Here is a 214-nt window from a genome sequence, read left to right as displayed (position 1 = left end):
TCGTGAGATGGGTGTCTTCCGTCACCGTCCCCACCGCCGTGCCGGTGATCTGCGCTACTGACTTCGGCGTCAGTTGCGGCGTCTTGTCATTGCCCAGCGTCGGCGGCGGAACATCCGTCCCCTTCTGAGGCGGCGTCAGCTGCGGGTCCGGTGTCAGCGGCGGCGTCTTGTCATTGCCCAGCGTCGGCGGCGGAACATCCGTCCCCTTCTGAGG

The 214-nt window shown here is 66.8% G+C and carries 1 protein-coding gene; it reads right to left on the bottom strand.

The features are described from left to right. A partial coding sequence (locus AC6RA4_RS12470; protein ID WP_500160732.1) for a hypothetical protein occupies positions 1–214 on the bottom strand: 214 nt, incomplete at both ends.

The sequence above is a fragment of the Salipiger sp. genome, from assembly GCF_059781815.1.
Note: the sequence above shows the minus strand (reverse complement) of the source record. Positions and strands in the feature narration are given on the sequence as shown.